The sequence below is a fragment of the Streptomyces sp. NPDC021749 genome, from assembly GCF_040640655.1.
Classification (GTDB): Bacteria; Actinomycetota; Actinomycetes; order Streptomycetales; family Streptomycetaceae; genus Streptomyces.
Genome location: NZ_JBFACE010000002.1, coordinates 167,534 through 189,149 on the forward strand (window position 1 = coordinate 167,534; position 21,616 = coordinate 189,149).

The 21,616-nt window shown below is 70.0% G+C and carries 20 protein-coding genes and 2 tRNA genes; 15 read left to right on the plus strand and 7 right to left on the minus strand.

Annotation, left to right across the window (positions count from 1 at the left end; genetic code table 11):
• The first annotated feature begins 38 nt into the window (after positions 1 to 38).
• The 6 genes from gyrA (at position 39) to AB0G35_RS02600 (ending at position 6,135) form a co-directional block, all read left to right on the plus strand.
• Positions 39 to 2,633 (plus strand): DNA gyrase subunit A, encoded by a 2,595-nt coding sequence (gene gyrA / locus AB0G35_RS02575; RefSeq protein ID WP_360942468.1) that lies wholly within the window; start codon positions 39 to 41, stop codon positions 2,631 to 2,633.
• 15 nt (positions 2,634 to 2,648) lie between these two features.
• Positions 2,649 to 3,326 (plus strand): DUF3566 domain-containing protein, encoded by a 678-nt coding sequence (locus AB0G35_RS02580; protein WP_360942471.1) that lies wholly within the window; start codon positions 2,649 to 2,651, stop codon positions 3,324 to 3,326.
• Between the two features lie 88 nt (positions 3,327 to 3,414).
• Positions 3,415 to 3,488, plus strand: a tRNA-Ile gene (locus AB0G35_RS02585).
• A 189-nt stretch (positions 3,489 to 3,677) separates the two neighbouring features.
• Entirely contained in the window at positions 3,678 to 3,812 is a 135-nt protein-coding gene (locus tag AB0G35_RS02590) for a DLW-39 family protein (protein WP_003958712.1), read from the plus strand.
• 239 nt (positions 3,813 to 4,051) lie between these two features.
• Positions 4,052 to 4,768, plus strand: coding sequence for a hypothetical protein (locus AB0G35_RS02595; RefSeq protein ID WP_360942474.1), 717 nt, complete (start codon positions 4,052 to 4,054; stop codon positions 4,766 to 4,768).
• Positions 4,769 to 4,800: 32 nt separating this feature from the next.
• Positions 4,801 to 6,135, plus strand: coding sequence for a hypothetical protein (locus tag AB0G35_RS02600; RefSeq protein WP_360942477.1), 1,335 nt, complete (start codon positions 4,801 to 4,803; stop codon positions 6,133 to 6,135).
• Between the two features lie 32 nt (positions 6,136 to 6,167).
• Here AB0G35_RS02600 and AB0G35_RS02605 read toward each other — a convergent pair whose 3' ends face one another.
• Positions 6,168 to 7,583: a serine/threonine-protein kinase gene (locus AB0G35_RS02605; RefSeq protein WP_360942480.1), complete on the minus strand. Its 1,416-nt coding sequence runs from the start codon at positions 7,581 to 7,583 to the stop codon at positions 6,168 to 6,170.
• 41 nt (positions 7,584 to 7,624) lie between these two features.
• The gene (locus AB0G35_RS02610) at positions 7,625 to 8,173 is read right to left on the minus strand and encodes a DNA-binding protein (RefSeq protein ID WP_360942483.1); all 549 of its coding nucleotides are present in this window, start codon (positions 8,171 to 8,173) and stop codon (positions 7,625 to 7,627) included.
• 127 nt (positions 8,174 to 8,300) lie between these two features.
• Here AB0G35_RS02610 and AB0G35_RS02615 point away from each other — a divergent pair.
• Positions 8,301 to 8,373: transfer RNA gene (locus tag AB0G35_RS02615), tRNA-Ala, on the plus strand.
• A gap of 183 nt (positions 8,374 to 8,556) precedes the next feature.
• On the opposite strand, the gene AB0G35_RS02620 is transcribed toward AB0G35_RS02615, so the two are convergent.
• Positions 8,557 to 9,270 (minus strand): DUF5324 family protein, encoded by a 714-nt coding sequence (locus tag AB0G35_RS02620; protein WP_360942486.1) that lies wholly within the window; start codon positions 9,268 to 9,270, stop codon positions 8,557 to 8,559.
• A gap of 300 nt (positions 9,271 to 9,570) precedes the next feature.
• Here AB0G35_RS02620 and AB0G35_RS02625 point away from each other — a divergent pair, with 300 nt between their 5' ends.
• Both AB0G35_RS02625 and AB0G35_RS02630 read left to right on the plus strand, forming a co-directional pair.
• Positions 9,571 to 10,098, plus strand: coding sequence for a peptidylprolyl isomerase (locus AB0G35_RS02625; RefSeq protein WP_360942489.1), 528 nt, complete (start codon positions 9,571 to 9,573; stop codon positions 10,096 to 10,098).
• A gap of 175 nt (positions 10,099 to 10,273) precedes the next feature.
• A complete protein-coding gene (locus AB0G35_RS02630) occupies positions 10,274 to 11,191 on the plus strand; it encodes a rhomboid family intramembrane serine protease (protein WP_360942492.1) in 918 nt (305 codons plus the stop codon).
• Between the two features lie 237 nt (positions 11,192 to 11,428).
• Here the strand turns inward: AB0G35_RS02630 and crgA are convergent, their stop codons facing one another.
• Entirely contained in the window at positions 11,429 to 11,683 is a 255-nt protein-coding gene (crgA, locus tag AB0G35_RS02635; protein WP_360942495.1) for a cell division protein CrgA, read from the minus strand.
• Positions 11,684 to 11,805: 122 nt separating this feature from the next.
• Between crgA and AB0G35_RS02640 the strand changes: the two genes are divergently transcribed.
• From AB0G35_RS02640 to AB0G35_RS02665, 6 genes are all read left to right on the plus strand, one after another.
• Positions 11,806 to 12,576, plus strand: coding sequence for a DUF881 domain-containing protein (locus AB0G35_RS02640; RefSeq protein ID WP_360942498.1), 771 nt, complete (start codon positions 11,806 to 11,808; stop codon positions 12,574 to 12,576).
• 37 nt (positions 12,577 to 12,613) lie between these two features.
• Entirely contained in the window at positions 12,614 to 13,333 is a 720-nt protein-coding gene (locus tag AB0G35_RS02645; RefSeq protein ID WP_360942501.1) for a class E sortase, read from the plus strand.
• A gap of 81 nt (positions 13,334 to 13,414) precedes the next feature.
• Positions 13,415 to 13,591, plus strand: coding sequence for a hypothetical protein (locus AB0G35_RS02650; RefSeq protein ID WP_360942504.1), 177 nt, complete (start codon positions 13,415 to 13,417; stop codon positions 13,589 to 13,591).
• Entirely contained in the window at positions 13,588 to 14,226 is a 639-nt protein-coding gene (locus AB0G35_RS02655; RefSeq protein ID WP_030412299.1) for an aminodeoxychorismate/anthranilate synthase component II, read from the plus strand. The genes AB0G35_RS02650 and AB0G35_RS02655 overlap by 4 nt, the downstream gene beginning before the upstream one ends.
• A complete protein-coding gene (locus AB0G35_RS02660) occupies positions 14,223 to 15,728 on the plus strand; it encodes a class E sortase (protein WP_360942507.1) in 1,506 nt (501 codons plus the stop codon). Before AB0G35_RS02655 ends, AB0G35_RS02660 begins: the two co-directional genes overlap by 4 nt.
• A 24-nt stretch (positions 15,729 to 15,752) precedes the next feature.
• Positions 15,753 to 16,499 carry a class E sortase gene (locus AB0G35_RS02665; RefSeq protein WP_360942510.1) on the plus strand — a complete coding sequence of 249 codons (747 nt, stop codon included), beginning with the start codon at positions 15,753 to 15,755 and terminating at the stop codon, positions 16,497 to 16,499.
• Positions 16,500 to 16,603: 104 nt separating this feature from the next.
• On the opposite strand, the gene pknB is transcribed toward AB0G35_RS02665, so the two are convergent.
• The 3 genes from pknB to AB0G35_RS02680 form a co-directional block, all read right to left on the minus strand.
• Positions 16,604 to 18,586, minus strand: a complete 1,983-nt coding sequence (gene pknB / locus AB0G35_RS02670) for a Stk1 family PASTA domain-containing Ser/Thr kinase (RefSeq protein WP_360942513.1) — start codon at positions 18,584 to 18,586, stop codon at positions 16,604 to 16,606.
• A gap of 147 nt (positions 18,587 to 18,733) precedes the next feature.
• A complete protein-coding gene (locus AB0G35_RS02675) occupies positions 18,734 to 20,203 on the minus strand; it encodes a penicillin-binding transpeptidase domain-containing protein (RefSeq protein WP_360942516.1) in 1,470 nt (489 codons plus the stop codon).
• A complete protein-coding gene (locus AB0G35_RS02680; RefSeq protein ID WP_360942519.1) occupies positions 20,200 to 21,597 on the minus strand; it encodes an FtsW/RodA/SpoVE family cell cycle protein in 1,398 nt (465 codons plus the stop codon). Before AB0G35_RS02680 ends, AB0G35_RS02675 begins: the two co-directional genes overlap by 4 nt.
• Positions 21,598 to 21,616 lie beyond the last annotated feature (19 nt).

Genomic DNA, 21,616 nt, shown 5'->3' on the forward strand with positions numbered 1-21,616 from the left:
CTTCCAACAGCCGCAGCTCGAAAGGACTTTGAACCACCATGGCCGACGAGAACCCCCCTGTGACCCCGGACGGCGTGACCGCCGAGGGCGCGCCCGCCACCATCGAAGGCGTCGGGATGCGCGTCGAGCCCGTCGGGCTCGAAACGGAGATGCAGCGCTCCTACCTCGACTACGCGATGTCCGTCATCGTCTCGCGTGCGCTCCCGGACGTCCGGGACGGCCTCAAGCCCGTCCACCGCCGCGTCCTGTACGCGATGTACGACGGCGGATACCGCCCCGAGAAGGGCTTCTACAAGTGCGCCCGCGTCGTCGGCGACGTCATGGGTACGTACCACCCGCACGGCGACACCTCCATCTACGACGCGCTGGTGCGTCTGGCGCAGCCGTGGTCGATGCGGATGCCGCTGGTCGACTCCAACGGCAACTTCGGCTCCCCGGGCAACGACCCGGCCGCGGCCATGCGGTACACCGAGTGCAAGATGGCGCCGCTGTCGATGGAGATGCTCCGCGACATCGACGAGGAGACCGTCGACTTCCAGGACAACTACGACGGCCGCAACCAGGAGCCGACGGTCCTGCCGTCCCGCTTCCCCAACCTGCTGATCAACGGCTCGGCCGGTATCGCGGTCGGTATGGCCACGAACATCCCGCCGCACAACCTCCGCGAGGTCGCCGCCGGTGCCCAGTGGGCGCTGGAGCACCCGGACGCCTCCCACGAGGAGCTGCTGGACGCGCTGATCGAGCGGGTCAAGGGCCCGGACTTCCCCACCGGCGCGCTGGTGGTGGGCCGCAAGGGCATCGAGGAGGCCTACCGCACCGGCCGCGGCTCGATCACCATGCGCGCGGTCGTCGAGGTCGAGGAGATCCAGAACCGCCAGTGCCTGGTGGTCACCGAGCTGCCTTACCAGGTCAACCCGGACAACCTCGCCCAGAAGATCGCCGACCTGGTGAAGGACGGCAAGATCGGCGGCATCGCGGACGTCCGCGACGAGACCTCCTCGCGCACCGGCCAGCGCCTGGTGATCGTCCTCAAGCGGGACGCGGTCGCCAAGGTCGTCCTCAACAACCTCTACAAGCACACCGATCTGCAGACCAACTTCGGTGCGAACATGCTCGCCCTGGTGGACGGCGTGCCGCGCACGCTCTCCCTGGACGCGTTCATCCGCAACTGGGTCACCCACCAGATCGAGGTCATCGTCCGCCGGACGAAGTTCCGGCTGCGCAAGGCCGAGGAGCGGGCGCACATCCTGCGCGGTCTGCTCAAGGCCCTGGACGCCATCGACGAGGTCATCGCGCTGATCCGGCGCAGTGACACGGTCGAGGTCGCGCGCGAGGGCCTGATGGGCCTGCTGGAGATCGACGAGATCCAGGCGAACGCGATCCTGGAGATGCAGCTGCGCCGGCTGGCCGCCCTGGAGCGCCAGAAGATCACCGCCGAGCACGACGAACTCCAGCGCAAGATCGACGAGTACAACCAGATCCTGGCCTCCCCCGAGCGGCAGCGCCAGATCATCAGCGAGGAACTCGCCGCCATCGTCGAGAAGTTCGGCGACGACCGGCGCTCCAAGCTGGTGCCCTTCGAGGGCGACATGTCCATCGAGGACCTGATCGCCGAGGAGGACATCGTCGTCACGATCACCCGCGGCGGCTATGTGAAGCGCACGAAGACGGACGACTACCGCTCGCAGAAGCGCGGCGGCAAGGGCGTCCGGGGCACCAAGCTCAAGGAAGACGACATCGTCGACCACTTCTTCGTCTCCACCACCCACCACTGGCTGCTGTTCTTCACGAACAAGGGCCGGGTCTACCGCGCCAAGGCCTACGAGCTGCCGGACGCGGGGCGCGACGCCCGCGGCCAGCACGTGGCCAACCTCCTCGCCTTCCAGCCGGACGAGCAGATCGCGCAGATCCTGGCGATCCGCGACTACGAGGCAGCGCCGTATCTGGTGCTCGCCACGAAGGCCGGCCTGGTGAAGAAGACGCCGCTCAAGGACTACGACTCGCCGCGGTCCGGTGGTGTCATCGCGATCAACCTGCGCGAGCAGGAGGACGGCACGGACGACGAGCTGATCGGCGCCGAACTGGTCTCGGAGACCGACGACCTGCTGCTGATCAGCAAGAAGGCCCAGTCGATCCGCTTCACCGCGTCCGACGAGGCGCTGCGGCCGATGGGCCGGGCCACCTCCGGTGTGAAGGGCATGAGCTTCCGCGAGGGCGACGAACTGCTCTCGATGAACGTGGTCCGGGCCGGCACCTACGTCTTCACGGCCACGGACGGCGGGTACGCCAAGCGCACCGCGGTCGACGAGTACCGCGTCCAGGGCCGCGGCGGTCTGGGCATCAAGGCCGCCAAGATCGTCGAGGACCGGGGTTCGCTGGTCGGCGCGCTGGTCGTCGAGGAGACCGATGAGATCCTGGCCATCACGCTCGGCGGTGGCGTGATCCGTACGCGGGTCAACGAAGTCCGGGAGACCGGCCGTGACACCATGGGCGTCCAACTGATCAACCTGGGCAAGCGCGATGCCGTCGTGGGCATCGCCCGGAACGCCGAGGCCGGCCGGGAAGCCGAAGAGGTCGACGGGGACGAGCCCGGGACCGAGGCGGCCGAGGTGACCGAGCCCGCGGCGGAGTAGCACGAGGAGTAGGTCATGAGTGGAGCCACGGGCGCTGCGGCGGGTGGACCGGGAGTCAGGAAGGACTCCCCGTCCGGACCCGCAACCGTGAAGGAGGACAGCGCCCGTGGCTCTGCCGTTTCTGCCGACGGCCCCCGACACGAGGGCGCGCACCAGGGGGGACCCGTGAGCGACACCCGCCAGCCACAGCCGCAGCCGCAGGAGCCGGCCCCGCGGGCCGCAGAAGGCCCGCAGACGCCGTACCAGCCGCCCCAGGCGTATTCCACCGCCGACGGGCCCCAGGCGGTCCGCAAGCCCCGTACGGGCACCGCTACCGCACCGCGGACGCGCAAGGCCCGGCTGAGGGTCGCGCGCGCCGATCCGTGGTCGGTGATGAAGGTCAGCTTCCTGCTCTCCATCGCGCTGGGCATCTGCACGGTCGTGGCCGTCTCGGTGCTGTGGATGGTGATGAACGCGATGGGCGTCTTCTCCACGGTCGGCGGGACGATCAGCGAGGCCACCGGCTCCGGCGACGGCGGCGGCTTCGACCTGCAGGCGTTCCTGTCGCTGCCGCGGGTGCTGCTGTTCACCGGGATCATCGCCGTGATCGACGTGGTGCTGGCGACCGCGCTGGCCACCCTCGGCGCCTTCATCTACAACCTCTCGGCCGGGTTCGTCGGCGGCGTGGAGCTGACCCTCGCCGAGGACGAATGAGGCCCGGACGGGAGGGCGTCCGGGGGGCCTCCGGAACCGATTTTGGGAACGCCTCTGAAGTGCGCTAATCTTTCGGTGCAGCGAACGCGCGGCTATAGCTCAGACGGTTAGAGCGCTTCCCTGATAAGGAAGAGGCCCCAGGTTCAAGTCCTGGTAGCCGCACTGCACGATCGGCCCGGCCGGGGAACTCCCCGCCGGGCCGATTCGTTGTTCCGGTGCGGAAGTTGGCTCGCGGCGGGCGCCCGCGAACGAGGCGTTGCCGACTGCGAGCTAGGTAACCGATCGGTATCGGCCGGTGTGTATCATCGGCCGACATAGGTCCCCTACGTCAACGAAAGACGAGGTCGCGCGGTGAAGAAGCTTCTCCTGGTCGCACTGGCCGCCATCGGCGGGCTCCTCGTGTACCGCCAGATCCAGGCGGATCGCGCCGAGCAGGATCTGTGGACGGAGGCGACCGACTCCGTGCCCGCAGGTTCGGGTGTCTGAGACCCACCTACGTACAGCAAGTTCGTACGAACCCCGATTGCCCGGTGGCAGTCGGGGTTTCGTATGTCCGGGGGCGGATGGGGCGGCGTGTGGTGGCGTGCGGGGAGGGGTCCGGGGTGGCTGATTGTCGTTGCGGGACCGTGACGGTGATCCTCTTGAATTTGCTATAGCACACCATTAGCTTGCATAAGCAAAGTTTCGCCTGTGATGTGACCAGCGGGACTCAAGGGGGATCAGGCATGGCACACCGACCACGCAGAGGGGCGGTGGCGTTGCTCGGCGGGCGGGTGCCGGCTCTGGCCGCCGCGGCCGCACCATTTCAGGCCATCGCGGCGAAGCCATCGACGGCGGCGCCGGCCGCAGCGGGCAGCGGCATGGTGATGGTGCTCGACTCCTCCGGCTCGATGAGCGGGAGCGACGGCTCCGGCGGCACCCTCCCCCAAGCTCTCAGCTTCGTTCGAGCAGGGGGACCCCCACCGCCGCAGTACGTAAGGCCGTGGGCACCGTCGAGGACGCCCTGCCCGGCCGCACTCGGGATGGGGACGGTCCCGGTCGCCTGGACCAACCGCTACGAGACCCACCCCGACGTCATCCCCGTACACGAGATAGGCGACTTCTGCATCGCCGTGACGCTGGGCGCCAGGGCCGCCGAGATCGCTCAGAACCCGCGTATCGGTGTGGTGCTGAGGGTCGCGGTGCTGGGCCAGGAGAAGTCCGGCCCCGAGTCCGGTGCGGCCACGGTCACCGGCGCTGTCTCCGAGCGGACTCCCGGGGCCCGGGCGGACGGGGCGTCACAGGACGGTGGAGGATGGTCCACAGGACGCGTGGTGGCCGTAGCCGTCGGTGCGGTGGGGGTCCTGATGCTGGCCGGTCTGGCACTGGCCTACGTACGGGCCCGCCGGAAGTCGGCGGCCGGCTGTGGGAATTCGGATCCGATGAGGGGTGGCTCGTGGTGACCGGACGCACGGCGAGGCGGACCGTGTTTCACGTGAAACACAGCGGACGGACGGTCGCCGTGCTGGCGGCGCTGGCCGCGGTGGCCGTACTTCCCGGGACGGTGGGCGTGGCCTCGGCCGAGACCGTGCCCGGCTACCGGATGGCGGACGACGCCACGGCGGTCAAAGGCACCGCCAGCAGAGCCGACGCCCCGTCACTCACGCCCGGCCTGCACACCGACACCATCGGGCGCGGCCAGCAGAAGTACTACGCCGTCACCCTCGATGCCACGACCAACGCCTACTTCTCGGCGGTCGCTGCACCCGGGCCCGGCACCAAGATCGAGGATTACAAGGACCAGTTCACCCTCAGCGTCCAGGACAGCAGCGGCCAGCCCTGCGGCACGGATGCGACGCCGTCCTTCCACGGCGGTGGAATGGCCTATCCGATCGCCGACTACGCCACCCGACGCATCGGCAGCGACCGCACGCAGTGCCAGAAGCCCGGGCCGTACTTCGTCGTCCTCACCCGGGAGGGATCCGCGACCTCCGGGACCGACGCCTGGCCGGTCGAGCTGGACTACCTGCAGGAGCCCCCGCTCAAGGGCAGTACCCCCGCCCGTCCGCAGCCGGGCACCTGGTCCACCGCCACGCCCGCTCCGCGTACCGACCCCACCAAGCGCCGGGCCAAGGGCGGCACCGGCTTCAACGACGCGGGATCGGTCGCCACCGGTGTGTGGAAGGACCGCATCCAGCCGGGCGAGACCCGCTTCTACCGGGTCCCGGTCGACTGGGGCCAGCGGCTCAACCTCAGCGCCGAGCTGCCCAACTCCCCTACCCGCAAGACCCGTTTCCTCGCCAACGCACTCGGGCTGAGCGTCTACAACCCGGCCCGCGGCGCGGTCGGCAATGACAGCTTCGTCGCGTACGACAACGGGGCCGCCGCGAAGAAGTTCACCGCACCCGTCGACTACGGCAACCGCTTCAACCCCACCGACGCGGTCAGCGCGATGCGCTTCGCCGGCTGGTACTACCTGGAAGTGAGCCTGAACCCCGACACCGCCCCGTACTTCCCCAAGGGCGCCGATCTCACGCTCCGGGTGGACGTCCGCCAGAAGCCCAAGCCCGGCCCCGTATACGCCTCCCCCACCCAGCATTTCTCCGTCACGCCCGACGACCGGGAGGCGGCGCAGAAAGGCCGCAGCGCGCAGGAGGACGCGGCGCCGAACGGCACGCTGGTGACGGTCGGATACACCGGCATCGGCACGGGCGTGGTGCTGCTGACCGGGCTCGGGGCGTGGACGCTGGCGGCCCGGCGGTCCGCGGCGGCCCGTCCGCCGGCCCAACAGGTGCCGGAAGCACGGCACTTCGGCCCGGGGGGCTGGTAGGCCGCGGCGGCCGGGACGAGGGGGCGCGGTCCTCAGGCCGAGATCAGCGCCCAGACGCCGACCGCGATGCACAACAGCGCCACGATCAGCACCGGGACCGCGACCTTCGGGGGCGGTCCCGGCTTGCGGTACGGGACGGGCGGCGCCACCGCCGGAGCGCCGAACGAGACACCCGCCCGCGGCTGCCCGGGAACCGGGTGCGGGCCCGCCGTGTAGGGACGGGTGACGGCGGCTTCGGGGCGGACCGCGGCGGTCGGTTCGTACGCCGGCACCGAGGGCGGCGGGGGCGCTGCGGGGACCGGCCGGGGCAGGGGAGCGGGCGTCGGCGGGGTGGGCGGTTCCGGCGGCGTGCGCGGTTCCGGCGGGGCGAGCGGGAAGCTGTCGGTACCGGTGAGCGGGCCGCGTCCGGTCGTCCCGGTGTCTGTGAGGGGGCCGTGCCCGGTCGTCCCGGTACCGGTAAGGGGGCTGTGCCCGGTCGTCCCGGTGTTGCCGAGTGACGCGTGTCCGGGGGGCCCGGCAGCGGCCGTGGCGGGTCCGTCGGCCGGCGCGGACTCCTCCGGCTCGGCGGTCGCCAGCGGCCCGTCCGGCCCGAATCCGGCCGGCAGCGGCCCGATGTGGTCGAAGACCTCGACGACCTCGTCCTCCACCGTCGTCTCCGGCAGCAGCTCGACCACCGACAGGATCGCCTTGCGCGCCCCCGTGGCCGTCTTGAACCGGGCGTCCGGGTTCGGGTGCACCAGGGACGCCAGCACCTGCCACAGCGGCTCCGGCACGCCCTCGGGCGCGTTCGGGATCCCGTCGGCGAAGTGCCCGACCAGCGCCTCGGGATCCGGTTTGACGCCGGTGAGCAGGTAGATCGCGACCAGCCCGACCGCGAACAGGTCGCCGGGGAAGTCCGGTTCGGCGCCCAGCAGCTGCTCGGGCGCGAAGTAACCAGGGGTGCCCACCACGTAGTTGGCCTCGGTGAGCCGCGGCTCGCCCTTGCGCATCGCGATGCCGAAGTCCGACAGCCGCAGATGCGGGCGGCCGGTGCCGGTGGCCTCCAGCAGGATGTTCGCCGGCTTGATGTCGCGGTGCACCACGCCCTCCGCGTGCACCGCGGTCAGCCCGGCCAGCAGCTGGTCCAGCAGCGTGCACACGAACCGTGCGGGCAAGGGGCCGTAGTCGCCGGTCAGATGGGCCAGCGAGCCGCCGCTCACCAGGTCCATGGTGAACAGCACCTTGTCGTCGTCGGCCGCCCAGCTCGCCGGGGCCAGCACGTGCGGATGGTCGATCCGCAGTGCCTGTTCGCGGACGAAGCGCAGCAGCGTGTGCGCATCGCTCTGCTGGAGCACCTTCGCCGCCACATAGCGCCGCCGTCGGTGGTCCCAGGCGCGCCAGACCGCGCCCACCCCGCCGCGCCCGATCGGGTCGATCAGCTCGTACCGGCCGGCGAAGATCTCACCCATTGCGCCCCGTCCGCTTCCTGAACCCGCCAAGTCCCCTGTGGCTAACTCTGGTGCGCCTCGTAGTGGGCGACCGCGTCCGCGGTGCGGCCGGCACCGTAGACCCGGAGGAACTCTGCCAGTTCGGGGTGAGTGGGGGCGAGGGTGTTCGCCGCGTCGATGATGTCCCCGGCGTCGGAGACGGAGCGCAGCAGCGACTGGATCTCGCGGACCACCCGGCGCACGGTGGTCGCCCCCGTCGACGACGTCTGCTGCGCGGTGTTGTTGAGCACCGAGCCGCCGGCGGTCTTCTTGATCTCTTCCATGCGGTCGGTGGCCTCGGCGGCGCTGACGCTGCCGTCCGCGACCTGGCTCGCCAGCTCCTGCAGCGCCTGGACCCGCTGCACCACGGCCGGGTTGCCTATCTTCGCCCGCTGCCCGCTCATCAGCTGGGAGAGCATCGGGGCCGAGAGCCCGAGCACGGCGGCGAGCCGGGCCTGGTTGAGACCGAGGTCGTCGATGAGTCGGCGGAACAGCGCGCCCAGAGGCTCCCCGTACCAACTGCGCTGCAGCTCCCGGGCCCGCGCGGTGGCTTCCTGCTGTGCTGCGTCCATGCCGTCTCCCCTGTCTCCCCGATCGCTTCGCTGCCGCGAATCTCGCGAAGCATCCTACGGAGAGCGACGGTGTGCGGCGATACCCGGTCGGGAAAGCGCCCGGACACCGGGTACCCTGGTGCGCGAAGGGGCCTTAGCTCAGTTGGTAGAGCGCTGTCTTTGCATGGCAGATGTCAGGGGTTCGACTCCCCTAGGCTCCACTCCCCAAGCCCTTCCGTCCGGCGTCTTCGCTGGTCAGGAGGGCTTTTTGCTGCCCTGGCTGACTGACGGGCCGTCACTCCGGCTGCGCGCGGGCCGGCGCGGGCCGGCAAGGGATCGGGCCGCGCCCGCCGCCCCGCGGACGGGGTGGGGACGCGGCCCGGTGTGCTGCGGGCGGCCCGGCGTCAGGCGGTGCTGCCACCGCCGCGCTCATCGGCCTCTTCCTGCTTGGCCTGGACCTCGGGGTCGAGCGCGGCGCCCTCGCTGCCGTCGACCGCGCTCAGCCGGCCGCGGTCGCCGGCCTCGGTGGGGGCCGGCGGCTCGACCAGCCAGTCCGGGTTGGCCTGCTTGTCCCACCACTTCCATGCGACCACCGCACCGGCGGCCAGGACGCCCAGCACCGCGAAGCGCTTGGCGAGCTTGCCCCGCCGGGCGCGGCGGCTGTGCTTCTTCTGGAGCTTGGCGATCTCCTTGGCGGTCACCTGGCCGCGCAGCGCGGCGAGCGCGGCGGTACCGCGGGCCAGGGCTTCCTCACGTACCGGATCGGTCGCGGCGCGGGCACTGCTCACGGCGTGCTCCAGCCGGGGGGCGGTGTACTCGGCGGCCTGGCGGGCCGCCTTGCGGGTCCGGCGCGCCGCCCGGTTCGCCGCCGCGTCCACCTTGGGCGGCAGGGCGCCGCGGGCGTGCTCGATGCGGGGGTGCAGATGGGCGTCGTACTGCACGCGGGCCTGGTGGGCGGCCTCGGCCACCTTGGGGGCCATACGCGTACGGGCCTCGTGCGCGTAGTGCACGGCGGCGTCCTTGGCCGTACCGGCATACGGAGCCACCGCCTCCGCGGCGTGCCGCACGCTGTCCTTGGCCGAATGAGTCGCGGCGCGCACGCTGTCCTTGCGGGTCACGGGTTCCTCCTCCTCGGTGGCGTGTCCGGGGGGCTCGGGGGTTCGGTTCCCCTTGTCTGCTATGTCGCCTGTCCACCCGTTGGAAGATCATGCCCGCTGCCGCGCCATACGGCATGCGTGAGCAGGCATACGGGTCAATACCGGACACTTCCGGGCTCTGTGGACGACGATGCCACGCTTTGCCGCCGAGCGCGCCCGAAATCAGTGCGATGCCCGGTAAGAGGTGGTGGTCCGGCGACGGCAGGGGTACTTCGTGCGAGGATCGGGGGCCCGTCAGCAAAGACTCATGGAAGGTTGATCGTGGCTGAGCAGCTCTACGCCACCCTGAAGACGAACCAGGGCGACATCGAGATTCGGCTTCTGCCGAACCACGCACCCAAGACGGTGAAGAACTTCGTCGAGCTCGCCAAGGGTGAGCGGGAGTGGACGAACCCGGCGACCGGGGAGAAGACCACCGCTCCGCTGTACAACGGCACCGTCTTCCACCGGGTGATCAGCGGCTTCATGATCCAGGGTGGTGACCCGCTGGGCAACGGCACCGGCGGCCCGGGCTACGAGTTCGCCGACGAGTTCCACCCCGATCTGGCCTTCGACAAGCCGTACCTGCTCGCCATGGCCAACGCCGGCCCGGGCACCAACGGCTCCCAGTTCTTCGTCACGGTCTCCCCGACCGCCTGGCTGACCGGCAAGCACACCATCTTCGGTGAGGTCAGCAACGAGGCGAGCAAGAAGGTCGTGGACGCCATCGCCACCACCCAGACCAACCCGCGCACCGACCGCCCGGTCAAGGACGTGGTCATCGAGTCCGTGGTCGTCGAGACCCGCTGACCCGCGGTGCGCCCGGGCGCGGCCCGGGAACCATTGCGCCCTGCCTGGACGTACATCAGGCGGGGCGCGCAGCTCGTTCAGGGGCGGTGGCCGGACGGCCAGCGCCAGGGGCGGTGTGTTGTGATGCCGGTGTTTCGATGCCGCCCGCGGACGTGGGAAGAGGACGAGGGGACCGATGGACCAGGTGCCAGGCAGCCCGCAGGAGCCGCAGGACGCACGGGGCGATGACGGCCTGCCCGGCTGCTACCGCCATCCGGATCGTGTCAGCGGCATCCGCTGCACCCGGTGCGACCGCCCGATCTGCCCCGAGTGCATGGTCAGCGCCTCGGTCGGCTTCCAGTGCCCGGACTGCGTACGCGGCGGCAGCGGCACCGGCCACTCCCCGCGGGCGACCGCCCCGCGCACGCTCGCGGGCGGCGCGGTCGCGGCCGACCGGCGGCTGGTCACCAAGATCCTGCTGGGGCTGAACGCCGCGGTGTTCGTGGCCGTGCTGGCCACCGGCGGCCCGTCGAGCCCGCTGCCCGACCGGCTCGACCTGCTGGGCCTGGCCGCCGACCCGGCCCGCTACCAGGTCGTCGGGGTCGCCGCGGGTGAGTGGTACCGCCTGCTGACCGCGATGTTCCTGCACCAGCAGGTCGCGCACATCGCGTTCAACATGCTCTCGCTGTGGTGGCTGGGCCCGCCGCTGGAGGCGGCGCTCGGCCGGCTGCGGTTCACCGCGCTGTACCTGCTCTCCGGCCTGGGCGGCAGCGCGCTGTCGTACCTCCTCGCGGCCCAGAACCAGCCCTCGCTGGGTGCGTCCGGCGCGATCTTCGGGCTGCTGGGCGCGACCGCGGTGCTGATGCGCCGGCTGAACTACGACATGAAGCCGGTGCTGATCCTGCTCGCCCTCAACCTGGGCTTCACGTTCCTGTGGCCGCACATCGCCTGGCAGGCACACGTCGGCGGGCTGGTCGTGGGCGCCGCGGTGGCGTTCGGGATGGTGCACGCACCGCGCGACCGCCGGAACGCGGTGCATGTGGCGACGTGTGCGGTGGCGGTGCTGGCGATCGCCGCGGTGGTGTGGGTACGGACCCTCCAGCTCGTGGGCTGAGGGGCCCGTTCCGGCACGTTGTCCACAGTGCGTGGCCGATCTTGTGCAAGCTGTGCGGAACTTCCCTTCCGGACCGCTCTGACCTGCGTTTCCGCAGGAAGGAGCGGGGAGGGAGCGGCCGGGCTGGAGGGCCCGGCCGATCACACCGGCGTCAACCGCCGGAGGGTTATCCACAGATCTTCTGAAGTTTTCCCCGGCTGTGGATAACCGTGTGGATGGCCTTGGGCAGGGCTTGCGCTACTTCCACTGAGTGGATACGCCGAAGCCCACCGCGATGAACCCGAAGCCGCAGACGATGTTCCAGTTGCCCATGGACGCGATCGGCAGATCGCCCTCGGACACGTAGAACATCACGATCCACACAAGACCGATCAGGAACATCGCCAGCATCAGTGGCGCCACCCAACCCCGGCCGGAGTTCATCTTCAGATTGGTGGTCTTGGCCGGCGGCGGCGTGAAATCGTCCTTCTTGCGGATCCGTGACTTCGGCACGAGGAACTCTCCTGTCGATGCGCTGCGGTGTGCGCCGGGCGCGGACGCGGTGGGGATCGGATTCCTTTCCCGGGCGTCCGTTAGCGTAGTGCTTCCGCGGCGTCGTAAGGAGTAAGGGTACGTTGAGCAATCCCGCCGACCCCTCCGGCCTTCCCCGCCGTGCCCGTCTGCGGCCGGTCCGGCTGCTGACCCTCGTGGTCTTCGCCCTCGCCGGGCTGCTGTTCTGGCTGAGTTTCGACACCGCGCGGGGCACCAATCTGCGTTCCGACGACTCCATGCTGCGCCTCTCCGACCTCATCCAGGAACGCAGCCACAAGAACGGCCTCCAGGACGACCGCAACGCCACCCTGCGCGAGGAGGTCGACGCCCTCGCCCGGCGCGACAACGGCAGCTCCAAGGCCGAGGACGCCAGGCTCCGGGCGCTGGAGAAGAGCGCCGGCACCAAGCCGGTGTCCGGCCAGGGCGTGACGGTCACGCTCATGGACGCCCCGCCGAACGCCACCGCCAAGATCCCCGGCGTCCCCGAGCCCCAGCCCAACGACCTGGTCATCCACCAGCAGGACCTCCAGGCCGTGGTGAACGCCCTGTGGCACGGCGGCGCCAAGGGCATCAAGGTCATGGACCAGCGGCTGATCTCCACCAGCGCGGTCCGCTGCGTCGGCAACACCCTGATCCTCCAGGGCCGGGTCTACTCCCCGCCGTACAAGATCACCGCGGTCGGCGACCGCGAGGCGCTCAACAACGCGCTGACCGCCTCCCCCGCCATCCAGAACTACCTGCAGTACGTCAACGCCTATGGCCTGGGCTGGAAAGTCGACCAGCGCGAGGCGGTGACTCTGCCCGGCTACTCCGGCACAGTGGATCTCCACTACGCACAGCCTGTGAAGCCGTAACCCGCGCCCGGCGGGCCGGCGGGGAGGGGCGGGCCGGATGACGCTGCGGAGCCGGACGGCGGCGCGATGGATCGTGCGGACGCTCAGCGAGATCTGCCTCACCGCCGGCGCACTGATCGTCCTCTTCGTGGTCTACCTGCTCTTCTGGACCGGCGTACGGGCCGACAGCGCCATGGACGGCGAGATCGGCAAGCTCCACGACCAGTGGTCGTCCCCGGCGGCCGCCCCCGACCGCACGCCGCCGCCCGGCGAGAGCCCCGCCCCGGCTCCACGTCCCCGCCACCACCGGCCGGGCGACTCCTTCGCCGTGATGTACGTCCCGCGCTTCGGTGCCGACTGGGCCAAGCCCGTCCTGGAAGGCACCGCGACCGGCACCCTCCAGCGCGGCCTCGGCCACTACTCCCGCACCGCCCGCCTCGGCGGCCTCGGCAACTTCGCGGTGGCCGGCCACCGCCGCACCTACGGCGACCCGTTCAAGGACTTCCCCGAGCTGCGGCCCGGGGACGCCGTGGTCCTGACCGACGGCACGACCTGGTTCACCTACCGCATCGACAACCGCCCCTACACGACGCTGCCGACCGACATCGGCGTGATCGACCCGGTGCCGCGGAAGTCCGGCTTCAACGGCCCGGGCCGCTACCTCACGCTGACCACCTGCGAACCGGAGTGGGGCCACAGCCACCGGCTGATCGCCTGGGCCCACCTGGATTCCGCCCAACCCGTCGCCCAGGGAAGGCCGTCGGCTTTGACCGGCTGACCCACCCGCCCCCGCCCTCGCCCCTTACTCTGGTGTCGCAATCGACATCGTCATCGGCATCGGCAAGGGGACAGCGACAGCATGTACGGCTGGATCTGGCGGCATCTGCCGGGCAACACATGGGTGAAGGCGCTGATTTCCGTGGTGCTCGTACTGGCGGTCGTCTTCGTACTCTTCCAGTACGTCTTTCCGTGGGCGGAGCCGCTGCTGCCCTTCAATGACGTCACTGTCGACGAAGGGATGGCTGCCCTCCGATGACCGCACGGATTCTCGTCGTCGACAACTACGACAGCTTCGTCTTCAACCTCGTCCAGTACCTCTACCAGCTCGGTGCCGAGTGTGAGGTGCTGCGCAACGACGAGGTCGCGCCCCGGCACGCCCAGGACGGCTTCGACGGCGTCCTGCTCTCGCCCGGCCCCGGTACGCCCGAGCAGGCCGGCGTCTGCGTCGACATGGTCCGGCACTGCGCCGACACCGGCGTCCCGGTCTTCGGCGTCTGCCTGGGCATGCAGTCGATGGCGGTGGCCTACGGCGGGGTGGTGGACCGGGCGCCCGAGCTGCTGCACGGCAAGACCTCGCTCGTCGAGCACGGCGGCAAGGGCGTCTTCGCCGGACTGCCCTCGCCGTTCACCGCGACCCGCTACCACTCGCTGGCCGCCGAACCCGCCACCGTCCCGGACGCGCTGGAGGTCACGGCCCGCACGCACGACGGCATCATCATGGGCCTGCGGCACCGTCAACTCCCGGTCGAGGGCGTGCAGTTCCACCCCGAGTCGGTGCTGACGGAGTGGGGACACCGGATGCTGGCCAACTGGCTCGTCGAATGCGGCGACGCGGGAGCAGTGGAGCGCTCGACGGGGCTCGCCCCGGTGGTCGGCAAGGCCGGCGCGTGACCGCCCTGCGCCCCGAGCGTGAAGGGAGGTCCTCCGAGCCGTACGAACCGGAACAGCCCTACGCGCCGCAGGACCCGTACGGGTCCCCGGACCCGCTCGGGCAGCCCGATGCGTTCGAGGCGGCGGTCGGCCGGCTGAACGACCCGCTGAACGACCCCCTGCCGGGCCAGGAAGCGCCGCCGCCCGGTACCGGTCGCCGGCGGCGTCACGCGGCCCCACCGGCCGATGAGGGGCCGTCCTCGCCCTGGTTCCGCCCCCACCAGGAGCCGCAGCCGCCGGCCCCGCCCCGGCCCGGCCCCGGGACACAGCGGTCCTACGGCCCGGACCCTGCCGCCTACGGCCAGGCGTACGGCCCCCGCACCCGGTCCGGCGGCCCCGCCCCGGCCGCGCCCGAACCGATACCCGGCCCGTACGCCGCGGCGACGCCCCCGACGGCGCCCGCCCCCGCCCCGGCGACTCCGGCCGCACCGGCGCCTGCCGCGACGCCGCGGCGGGACGACGACGAGACCATGGCCCTGCGCCAGGCGGAGCAGGCCGGGCCGGCCGACCGGGACGCTGTTTCACGTGAAACCGACGCCGTTTCACGTGAAACAGGAGCCGGTGTTTCACGTGAAACCACGGCCTCGGCCTCCCGTGCGGCGGAGACGCCCGCGCCCGGCGGCCGCGCAGCCCGCCGTAAGGCCGCTCAGGAGGCCGCCAGGAAAGGGGGCCGGCGCGGCCGCCGCACCGGCGCTGCCGCCGCCCCCGCCGCCGCTGCCACGGCCTCCGAACCGGCCCGGGCCCCCCTCTCCCGCGTCGAAGCCCGCCGGGCCGCCCGCGCCGCGAAGGACAGCCCCAGCCTGATCGCCAGCCGCGCCCTCGGCGAGGCGTTCATCACCCTCGGCGTGCTGATGCTGCTGTTCGTCACCTACCAGCTGTGGTGGACGAACGTGATGGCCGAGGAAGAAGCCGGCGGCGCTGCCACCAACCTCCAGCACGAGTGGGACAAGGGCGGCGCCGAGAAGAAGAACCTCGCCGTCGGCGAGCGCTTCGGGATCATGTACATCCCCAAGCTCGACGTGAAGGCGCCGATAGCGGAGGGCATCGACAAGCACTCCGTGCTGGACCACGGCATGATCGGTCACTACGACAAGAGCAGCGGGATCAAGACCGCGATGCCCTGGGACAAGAAGGGCAACTTCGCGGTCGCGGCGCACCGCAACACCCACGGCGAGCCGTTCCGCTACGTCAACCGGCTCGTCAAGGGCGACAAGATCATCGTCGAGACGAAGGCCGCGTACTACACGTACGAGATGGAGAGCGTGCTCCCGCAGACGTCGCCCAGCAACACCAGCGTGATCGGGCCGGTGCCGCCCGGCTCGGGCTTCACCAAGCCCGGCCGCTACATCACCCTGACGACCTGCACCCCGGAATTCACCAGTACCTTTCGGTTGATCGTCTGGGGCAAGATGGTCGACGAGCGGCCGCGGAGCAAGGGCAAACCGGAAGCGCTCGGCGGCTAGCGAAAACAAGAGGGGTGCTACGCGGTGACTGCAACCGGAACCGACGAAGAGAGCGACCGGTCCGCGCCGCCGCCCTCGCCACCGCGCCGGGTGCGCCGGACCATCGCGTCCGTCGTCAGCGTCATCGGTGAACTGCTGATCACCACCGGGCTGATCCTGGGCCTGTTCGTCGCGTACTCGCTGTGGTGGACCAACGTCCTCGCCGACCGCGAGGCGCACCAGCAGAGCGACCAGGTGCGCCGCCACTGGGCCAGCAGCGGCCCCAAGGGGCCCGGGGCGCTGGACACCAAGGACGGTATCGGCTTCCTGCACGTCCCCGCGATGGACAACGGCGAGGTGCTGGTCAAGAAGGGCACCAGCAGCGAGGTCCTCAACGAGGGCGTGGCCGGCTACTACACCAAGCCGGTCAAGTCGGCGCTGCCGCAGGACAAGAAGGGCAACTTCACCCTCGCCGCGCACCGCGACGGCCACGGCGCGAAGTTCCACAACATCGACAAGCTCAAGGACGGCGACCCGATCGTCTTCGAGACCAAGGACACCTGGTTCGTCTACAAGGTCTTCGCGGTCCTGCCCGAGACCTCGAAGTACAACGTCGACGTCCTCAACAAGGTCCCCAAGGAGTCCGGCAAGCACAAGGCCGGCCGCTACATCACCCTCACGACCTGCACCCCCGTCTACACCTCGACCTACCGCTACATCGTCTGGGGCGAACTGGAGCGCACGGAAAAGGTCGACGCGGACCGCACACCGCCGAAAGAACTGAGCCAGTAGCCGGACAGAGACCGCCACGGCCCCGTACCGCCCGCCCGGCACATGACGAAGCCCCGGCCGCCCTCCAAGGGCTGCCGGGGCTTCCTCGTGATGCCGTGCGGCCGTCAGCCGAACGGTCCGCCTATGAAGCCGCCGCCGTCATTACCGCCGCTGTCGCCGCCCCCGCCACCGACGGTGGTCAGCGTCACGGTGGTGGACTTCGGGTCGGTCGGGGTGTTCCCCGCGGGGTCCTGGTTGAGCACCCGGGCGTTGTCGTCCTGCGGACCCGAGATCTGGATGTTGGTGAAGCCGGCCTGCTGCAGCGCCTTCTTCGCGTCCTTCAGCTTCTGGCCCCGCACCTCCGGAACCTGAGTCTGCGCCGCGGCCTTGCCGATGACGAGGTTGACCGTGGAGCCGCTCTTGGCCGGGGTGTTGCCCTCCGGGCTCTGGCTCATCACCTTGCCGACCTGGCTCGGGTCGGGGGCGTCCTGCTCGGTCTTGGTGACCTGGAAGCCGAGGTCCTTCAGCTGCTTCTCGGCGGCCGCCGCGTCCTGACCCTTGACGTCCGGGACGCTGACCTTCTGGATCTCCTTGGCGACCGTGAGGGTGATCTCGGTGTCCTTGGTCGCCTTGGTCTGCGGCTCCGGGTCCTGCTTGAGGACGATGCCCGCCGTCCGGTCGGACTCCTCCTCGACCAGCTTGACGTTGTCGAAGCCCTTGTTGTGGAGCTGCGTCTTGGCTTCTTCCGCCTGCAGGCTCTGGACGTCGGGGACGGTCACCTTGACGGCCCCGGAGCAGATCGTCACCGTGATCGTGTCGTTCTTCGCGATCTGGATACCCGGCTTCGGGTCCTGGCTGGTGACCTGCCTCTTCTTGACGTTGCTGCAGGGCTTGCTGCCGGCCGACGCGACCTTGAAGGAGCTGTTCACGCCGGACTGCTTGGCTTCCTTCAGCGTCCTGCCGACGAGGTTCGGGGCGGGGAACTTGCCGTCCTGCTTGCTGCCGCTGAACATCGCCTTGCCGATGAAGATCGCCCCGACCAGGACCAGCACCGCCGCGAGGACCAGCAGGATCGTCGAGACGTTGCTCTTCTTCTGGCCGCCGCCGCGGCGCCGGTCGGCCCGCTCGTCGTAGCCGTAGCCGCCGTCGTCCGGGTTCATCGGCGGGAGCATCGTGGTCTGGCCCGCCGGGTCCTGCGCCCGCAGCATCGTCGTGGGCTGGTCCTGGTCGTAGCCGACCGCGCCCATCGCCGAGGTCGCCGCGACCGGCTGGCCCTCCAGCGCCGCCTCGATGTCGGCACGCATCTCGTCCGCCGACTGGTAGCGGTAGTCCGGGTCCTTGACCAGCGCCTTCAGGACGATGGCGTCCATCTCCGGCGTGATCTCGGGGTCGAAGTTGCTCGGCTTCTGGGGCTCCTCGCGGACGTGCTGGTACGCCACCGCGACCGGCGAGTCACCGACGAACGGCGGCCGCACGGTCAGCAGCTCGTACAGCAGACAGCCGGTGGAGTACAGGTCGGAGCGGGCGTCGACCTGCTCGCCCTTGGCCTGCTCCGGCGAGAGGTACTGCGCGGTGCCGATGACCGCCGCGGTCTGCGTCATCGTCATGCCGGCGTCGCCCATGGCGCGGGCGATGCCGAAGTCCATGACCTTGACCTGGCCGGTGCGCGTCAGCATGACGTTCGCCGGCTTGATGTCGCGGTGGACGATCCCGGCCCGGTGGGAGTACTCCAGCGCCTGGAGGACCCCGATGGTCATCTCCAGCGAGCGCTCGGGCAGCAGCTTTCTTCCGGAGTGCAGCAGCTCACGCAGCGTCGATCCGTCGACGTACTCCATGACGATGTACGGGATCGAGACACCGTCGACGTAGTCCTCGCCGGTGTCGTAGACCGCGACGATCGACGGATGGTTCAGCGAGGCGGCCGACTGGGCCTCACGGCGGAACCGGGCCTGGAAGGACGGGTCACGGGCGAGGTCCACCCGCAGCGTCTTCACAGCCACGGTGCGGCCCAGGCGGGTGTCATGGGCGAGGTACACCTCGGCCATGCCACCGCGGCCGAGCACCGAGCCCAGCTCGTACCGGCCGCCGAGGCGACGCGGCTCTTCCATAAGCTTCTCCAGCCCTCTCCGTCAGTCCCGACCGCACCCGTGTGTGTGGTCCGGCGGTGTGCTGTCCGGGCTACCGTACCCGGCACGCCTTACCGGACCGGGCCGGAGCCGCAACCTGATATGCGACCGGTATTGGCATGGCCCGGGTCACTTCTCGCCTTCGAGTACCGCCTCCATGACGCGCTTGGCGATCGGAGCCGCGAGCTTTCCACCCGCGATGTCGCTGCGCAGGGTGTCGGATCCCTCAATGACCACGGCGACCGCGACGGGGGTGCCCTTGTCGGTCTTCGCGTAGGAGATGAACCAGGCGTACGGGTTGTCCTTGTTGTTCTCACCGTGCTGTGCGGTACCGGTCTTACCGCCGACGGTGACGTCCGGGATCTGCGCGTTGGTTCCCGTGCCCTTCTGGACCACGGTCTCCATGATGCTCTGGATCTTCTGCGCGTTCTCCGGGCTCAGCGGCCGGCTCATCTCCTGCGGGGTGTGCTGCTGGACGACGTTGAGGTTCGGTGCCACCAGCTGCTCGACCATGTACGGCTTCATCAGCTTGCCGCCGTTGGCGACCGCCGAGGCGACCATGGCCATCTGCAGCGGCGTGGCCCGGTTGGAGGCCTGGCCGATGCCCGCCATCGCGTTCTGCGGCCGGTTGTCCTTGGGGAAGATGCTCTCCGCGGCCCGGACGGGGGTGTCGATCTTCGGGTCGTTGAAGCCGAACTTCTCCGCCTCGGCCTTCATCTTCTTGTTGCCGAGATCGGCGCTGATCTTGCCGAAGACCGTGTTGCAGGAGTACTGCAGCGCCACCCGCAGCGACGCGTTCTCGCACGGGATGCTGCCCTCGTTCTTCAGCTCGATGCCCTGGGTGTCGGGCAGCGTGTAGGGCAGCGGCGAGTTCGTCTTGGCGTCGACGTCGTTGTAGAGCCCGTTCTGCAGCGCCGCAGAGGCCGTGACGACCTTGAAGGTGGAGCCCGGCGGGTAGGTCTGGCGCAGCGCCCGGTTGAGCATCGGCTCGTCGGGGTTGTTCTTCTTCTGCAGCGCGTTGTACGCCTCGGCGTCCTTGTCGCTCATCCCGGCGAAGGTGGACGGGTCGTACGACGGGGTGCTGGCCAGTGCCAGGATCGCGCCGGTCTCCGGGTTGATCGCGGCGACCGCGCCCTTCTTGTCACCGAGCCCGTCGAAGGCGGCCTTCTGGGCCTTGGCGTCCAGCGTGGTCACCACGTTGCCGCCCTTCTGCTTGCTGCCGGTGAACATGTCCACCGTGCGGCTGAAGAAGAGCCGGTCGTCGGTGCCGGTGAGGATGCCGTCGTTGAGCTTCTCCAGCTGGTTGGCGTCGAAGGCCTGCGAGGCGTAGCCGGTGACCGGCGCCCACATCTTGCCGTTCTTGTACGTGCGCTTGTACTTGAAGTCACCGCTGTCGGTGGTCGTGGAGCCGGTGACCGCCTTGCCGTCGACGATGATGTTGCCGCGCGGCGTGCTGTAGCGCTCGATCGCGACCCGGCGGTTGTGCGGGTCGTTCTTCAGTTCGTCGCCCTGGACGAACTGCACCCAGTTGACGCGGACCAGCAGGGCGAGGACGAGCAGGCCGCAGAAGATCGCGACCCGACGCAGGGGCTTGTTCACGGGCGGACCACCTGGGTCATCTCGGCGTCGGTGGACGGTGCGGGGGTCGGGGCCGGCCGGCGCGCGGTGTCGCTGATGCGCAGCAGGATCGCCACCAGCGCCCAGTTCGCGATGACGGAGGAACCACCCTGGGCCAGGAACGGCATCGTCATACCGGTCAGCGGGATGAGACCGGTCACACCGCCGGCGACGACGAAGACCTGCAGCGCGAAGGCGCCGGACAGGCCGATCGACAGCAGCTTGCCGAACGGGTCACGGGCGGCCAGCGCCGTACGGATACCGCGCTCGATCAGCAGGCCGTACAGCATCAGGATCGCCATCAGGCCGGCCAGGCCGATCTCCTCGCCGACCGTGGCGAGGATGTAGTCGCTCTTGGGGGCGATACCGCCGATGAGCCGGGAGTAGCCCTGGCCCAGGCCCGAGCCGAGGATGCCGCCGGAGCCGAAGGAGTACATCGCCTGCGCGGTCTCGGTGACACCGCCGTTGAGCAGCTCCAGCGGGTTCAGCCAGTTGTGGACACGCACCTGGACGTGGGACTCGAACGTGGCCACGGCCACCGCGCCGCCCGCGCTGAGCAGCAGACCGAAGACGATCCAGCTGGTCCGCTCGGTGGCCACGTACAGCATGATCACGAAGAGGCCGAAGAACAGCAGCGAGGTACCCAGGTCGGTCTCGAAGACCAGGATCATCAGGCTGAGCGCCCAGATCACCAGGATCGGGCCGAGGTCGCGGCCGCGCGGGAGGTACAGGCCCATGAAGCGGCGGCTGGCCAGCGCCAGCGCGTCCCGCTTCACCATCAGGTAGCCCGCGAAGAAGATCGCGATGATGATCTTGGCGAACTCACCCGGCTGCAGCGAACCGACACCGGGGATGGTGATCCAGATGCGCGCGCCGAAGCGGGCCGGGAAGAAGATCGGCGCGATCAGCAGCACCAGCGCGACCACCATCGAGATGTAGGTGTAGCGCTGCAGGACGCGGTGGTCCTTGAGGAAGATCAGCACGCCGAGGAAGAGCGCGACACCCAGCGTCGACCACATCAGCTGCCCCGGCGCCATCGCACCGCCCAGCTGCGGGGTGCTGATCTGGGGCTCCTGGTCCAGACGCCAGATGAACACCAGGCCCAGACCATTGAGCAGGGTGGCGATCGGCAGCATCAGCGGATCCGCGTACGGCGCCCACTTGCGGACGACGAGGTGGGCGACGCCCGCCAGCAGGCCGAGGCCCAGCGTGTAGCCGAGCACACCGGCGGGCACGGCCTCTTCCTTGGCCAGCCCGACGTTGATGTACGCGAACACCGGGATCAGCACGGCGAAGACGAGCATCGCCAGCTCGGTGTTGCGGCGGCTCGGGGCTCCGATCGTGCCGATGGTGGTGGTGTTGGTGGTACTGCTCATGAGATGTACGGCCCCCTAC

Bases quoted from the DNA above. Each gene is read 5' to 3' on its own strand.
- gyrA (WP_360942468.1), top strand. From the start codon at position 39: ATGGCCGACGAGAACCCCCCTGTGACCCCGGACGGCGTGACCGCCGAG.
- AB0G35_RS02580 (WP_360942471.1), top strand. From the start codon at position 2,649: ATGAGTGGAGCCACGGGCGCTGCGGCGGGTGGACCGGGAGTCAGGAAG.
- AB0G35_RS02595 (WP_360942474.1), top strand. From the start codon at position 4,052: ATGGCACACCGACCACGCAGAGGGGCGGTGGCGTTGCTCGGCGGGCGG.
- AB0G35_RS02605 (WP_360942480.1), bottom strand. From the start codon at position 7,583: ATGGGTGAGATCTTCGCCGGCCGGTACGAGCTGATCGACCCGATCGGG.
- AB0G35_RS02610 (WP_360942483.1), bottom strand. From the start codon at position 8,173: ATGGACGCAGCACAGCAGGAAGCCACCGCGCGGGCCCGGGAGCTGCAG.
- AB0G35_RS02630 (WP_360942492.1), top strand. From the start codon at position 10,274: ATGGACCAGGTGCCAGGCAGCCCGCAGGAGCCGCAGGACGCACGGGGC.
- AB0G35_RS02645 (WP_360942501.1), top strand. From the start codon at position 12,614: ATGACGCTGCGGAGCCGGACGGCGGCGCGATGGATCGTGCGGACGCTC.
- AB0G35_RS02650 (WP_360942504.1), top strand. From the start codon at position 13,415: ATGTACGGCTGGATCTGGCGGCATCTGCCGGGCAACACATGGGTGAAG.
- AB0G35_RS02655 (WP_030412299.1), top strand. From the start codon at position 13,588: ATGACCGCACGGATTCTCGTCGTCGACAACTACGACAGCTTCGTCTTC.
- pknB (WP_360942513.1), bottom strand. From the start codon at position 18,586: ATGGAAGAGCCGCGTCGCCTCGGCGGCCGGTACGAGCTGGGCTCGGTG.
- AB0G35_RS02680 (WP_360942519.1), bottom strand. From the start codon at position 21,597: ATGAGCAGTACCACCAACACCACCACCATCGGCACGATCGGAGCCCCG.